Source organism: Leisingera sp. F5 (assembly GCF_001593695.1).
Window position 1 is genome coordinate 1 of record NZ_LUKH01000253.1, and the last position, 3,330, is coordinate 3,330.

A 3,330-nucleotide genomic window follows, 5' to 3' on the forward strand; every position below is an offset into this window, starting at 1 on the left:
GGCGAGTGTTCTGCGCTATGTTTTATACTCTTGATCATGTTCTTATTATGTTCCGGTGTGACCGGGTTGTCTTGGATAGCTGCCTTTGCTTGGCCTGTTTTCATCTCAGCGGGTGGCAGGATCGACCCCAAGTGCCGGATCCTGCGAGGTGGGCGAACGGCAGCTTTGGTAAAATTCCTGGTACGCTGCATCGCTTGTTCCGAAACGATCCCCGGATCATTTAATTGAGGCCGGTCAACAGGTTCAGGGCGGCTCTACCCCAAACAGGTTGCGCTCTTTGGCCAGATAGGCGAGGCGCGCAGTTGACTTGCAGCCGAACTTTTGCCGCATCCGCAGAAAACTGGTTTTCACTGCTGATAGAGAAAGCGTGAACTGTTCGGCGATCTCATCATAAGACATCTCCTGCTGGATATGCAGGCGCAGCATCTCCAGTTCTTTCCCGGAAAGAGACGGGGGTGGAAGCAGCGAGTCAAAAAACTCGGTGACAACCATGCTCAGCCTGCGCATCTCGGTGTCCGAAAGCTCCCTGTCCTGCCGGGAAACAAATACCATTGATCTTTTTGATCCCGTCAGAGCCGCAAAGGCAGCGCCATATACCAAACCGTACCGCTGAGACTTTTCGAGTATCTGCAGAGGGTCGGGCAGCTGAATGGCCGACCAGCGTATGGCGCCTTCGTTCTTCAGCGCCCAATTGAATACAGGGTCATGAAGGAAGTAGTTTTCCCGGTCATACTGTTCCTTCCATTTTTCGTGGAACGAACATTCAAAGTGCTCATACCCCATGATTGAAAAGTTGACCATGAGGGTGAAACCCGTGGTGCTTACTTCGTTGATCGCGGATCTGCAGGCCGAAAAAGCCTCGGCAATCTTTGTGCTGTTTGCTCCGTCCGAGGGCAGATTCGTTGTAATCACAGATTTTGGCATCTCAACCTTCCACCCTGAATGACTTGCGACTTAAGTCTCACTGCCGGCAACCTTGGTTGTCTTGCCCGCAACCTAGGTCGCATTTGATGTGACCAGAGTTGCAAATAGAATGCAACAGTCAGGTAGTTATGGACAGCTGAAAATCTACCTTTAGGTGTAATTTCTGCGCAGGGAAGGTGGAAACCTGTACTGGAGATACATTTATGCAAAACGGATACGCCAAGAGCGAGGCCAAGGCCCGGACAGGTATTGAAACTATGGTTGTCCGGTTTGAGCCGGTGCGGCTGCCAAAGTCACTGAGAAGTCCAGATCAGGATGTGCTGGACGCCTTTATGTCGTTGCGCAAGAGCGTGTTTGCGGACGGCAAAAACTGGCGCGTGTGGCTGTCCTGCCGAAGCGATCTGGATCAATACGATCATCTGGACGCCTACTACATTATCGCTTTTGATCCTGCCACAGGCGAAGCGCTGGCCGGTGCGAGGCTGCTGCGCACAGATCGCGGGGGCCGCCATCCAGGCGGATCCGAAATGACTTATATGGTGCGTGATGCGGTCCGCGGCATGCTTCCCGGGCTGTCCACGGACCTGTGTGATGAAGAGCCGCCGTGCGATCCCGCGGTCTGGGAACTTACCAGGTTTGCATCGAATGGTGCCGCGGGAGCAGGGCAGCTGGTGTTGCAGCGGCTGCGGACATTCCTGCAGGAGCTGGGCGGAGAACGTTTCGTGTTTCTGTCTCCGCCGGTTGTCGCACGGCTTGCCAAGTCCTCAGGCTTTGCAAATGTCGTCCCGCTTGGCCCGCTCAGGGGCGATCAAAACGGCAAGTACCGCGTTTACTCTGCCGATGTGCCCCAGCCAGGAAGCAGCGAAGCGTGAAGAGCTTTCTGTTTTTTTGCAGACAGCACAGCCGCGACGGCACTCACGGCCTCAGACGGAAATCCGAGCACTCCCGCATGTCAAAGATTAACACTCAGCAAAGTATTTCCGACTGGCGCATCCTGTCCGAGCTTCAGGGCATCCCGCGGGCGTCTCAGTTCGTCATGATGGGCGGTGAAGTCAGGCTGGTGCGCGGGGAACAGACAGCTGCGCCCGAATGCCGGTGGTCAGTTCAGCTGCACGGGTTTTCCGCACGCGGCGCCACATTGCGCGATGCGCTGGACAGCTGGATAGTGATAGCTGGACTAAGCCCCTTCGGCATGCCGTAAGCGCTGGCCCGGCGTTCCAAGCGCATCGCCTTGGAACAGGCTGGCCGCGGATGGCGCAGGCATTCCGGAAACCACGCCGCGCAGCGGCTTACCTGGATCTGATCGCTTGGGTTCAAGGCGCAGGTTGGAAAATCTGGTCCTTGCGGGACGCAGCGCACTGAAATGCCCCGTTTGTCCGGGGCGTTTTTTTGCCAGACTCCGCTGCGCTGTTCTGTGCAAAAATGAATGCAGTATTGAGCGTGTGCGCAGGGTTGCAGAAATTGCATGCCCCCTCTGAGCCTGGTGATTGGGTGAAAGTGACCTTTTTCACCTAACGCATTGCCCATAGGCGGTTTCTTGCAGGCTTAAAGTTGCTGCAGGCAAAAATCCGCCTATTCATTTCTCCTGATCCCGGGGTGAATTTTCAACCCTGAAGGGGCGGAAAAACGCGTGATAGCTCCTGGCTCAAGCAGCGGTCTCAGGGATGGAGAGACCTGCTGCTGACGGAACAGGAGACCTGAAGATAATGAGCATTAAATTTGCAGCGCGCGCAGGCGCGGCCTCTTTGGCAGCAGCGCTTGCAGCCCCGGCATTTGCGGGCCCGACTTACACCAATGACACCGGCGGCAGCTTCCGCTGGTACGGGCAATTCATCCCGTCGTTCCAGTCCTTTGATGACGGGCAGGATGACTTTAACCGCCTGGTGGACAACGAGGCATCCAATTCGCGCATCGGTTTCGAATTGGAGCAGGCCTACGGCGAGAATACTCTGCGGTTCCGCTTTGAGACCGCTTTCGGGTTTCGCGGGTCTGACGGGGTCAGCCAGCTGACCACTGGTGATAACGTAAGCTGGGACCGCACCAACATCCGCCATGTTGATTTCCAGTTCGACACCGCCAGCTATGGCCGCTTTTCCGCGGGTCAGGGCTCGATGGCAACCGACGGCATCACCGGCGCGGATTTCTCGGGCACTGGCCTCGGCGCCTCCAACTCTGTTGCCGACTCCGCCGGCGGCTATGCTTTCCGCACCACTGGCGGCGCTCTCAGCGGTGTGGATATCGGTGATGCCTTCACCGATCTGGACGGCGGCCGCCTTGGCCGGGTTCGCTATGACACCCCGGAACTTGCGGGCTTTACCCTGTCCACCTCTTACGGCACTGACGTGCTGAAGGACGCAAACGACCGCGAAAGCTATGACGTGGCGGTGCGTTGGGCCAATGATGACG

The 3,330-nt window shown here is 56.8% G+C and carries 3 protein-coding genes and 1 pseudogene; 3 read left to right on the top strand and 1 reads right to left on the bottom strand.

Annotation, left to right across the window (positions count from 1 at the left end; all coding sequences use genetic code 11):
- Positions 1–243: 243 nt before the first annotated feature.
- Positions 244–924 carry an autoinducer binding domain-containing protein gene (locus tag A2I95_RS28340; RefSeq protein ID WP_260008133.1) on the bottom strand — a complete coding sequence of 227 codons (681 nt, stop codon included), beginning with the start codon at positions 922–924 and terminating at the stop codon, positions 244–246.
- 203 nt (positions 925–1,127) lie between these two features.
- Here A2I95_RS28340 and A2I95_RS28345 point away from each other — a divergent pair, with 203 nt between their 5' ends.
- The 3 genes and pseudogenes from A2I95_RS28345 to A2I95_RS28355 all read left to right on the top strand — a co-directional run.
- On the top strand, positions 1,128–1,796 hold the full coding sequence (locus A2I95_RS28345) for an acyl-homoserine-lactone synthase (RefSeq protein WP_291735279.1): 669 nt from the start codon (positions 1,128–1,130) through the stop codon (positions 1,794–1,796).
- A gap of 77 nt (positions 1,797–1,873) precedes the next feature.
- Positions 1,874–2,125, top strand: coding sequence for a hypothetical protein (locus A2I95_RS28350; protein WP_291735281.1), 252 nt, complete (start codon positions 1,874–1,876; stop codon positions 2,123–2,125).
- Positions 2,126–2,630: 505 nt separating this feature from the next.
- A pseudogene (locus A2I95_RS28355) lies at positions 2,631–3,330 on the top strand (porin); the annotation flags it as partial.

Excerpts from the sequence above, each read along its gene's own strand:
- A2I95_RS28345 (WP_291735279.1), top strand. The coding sequence starts at position 1,128 with ATGCAAAACGGATACGCCAAGAGCGAGGCCAAGGCCCGGACAGGTATT.
- A2I95_RS28350 (WP_291735281.1), top strand. The coding sequence starts at position 1,874 with ATGTCAAAGATTAACACTCAGCAAAGTATTTCCGACTGGCGCATCCTG.
- A2I95_RS28340 (WP_260008133.1), bottom strand. The coding sequence starts at position 924 with ATGCCAAAATCTGTGATTACAACGAATCTGCCCTCGGACGGAGCAAAC.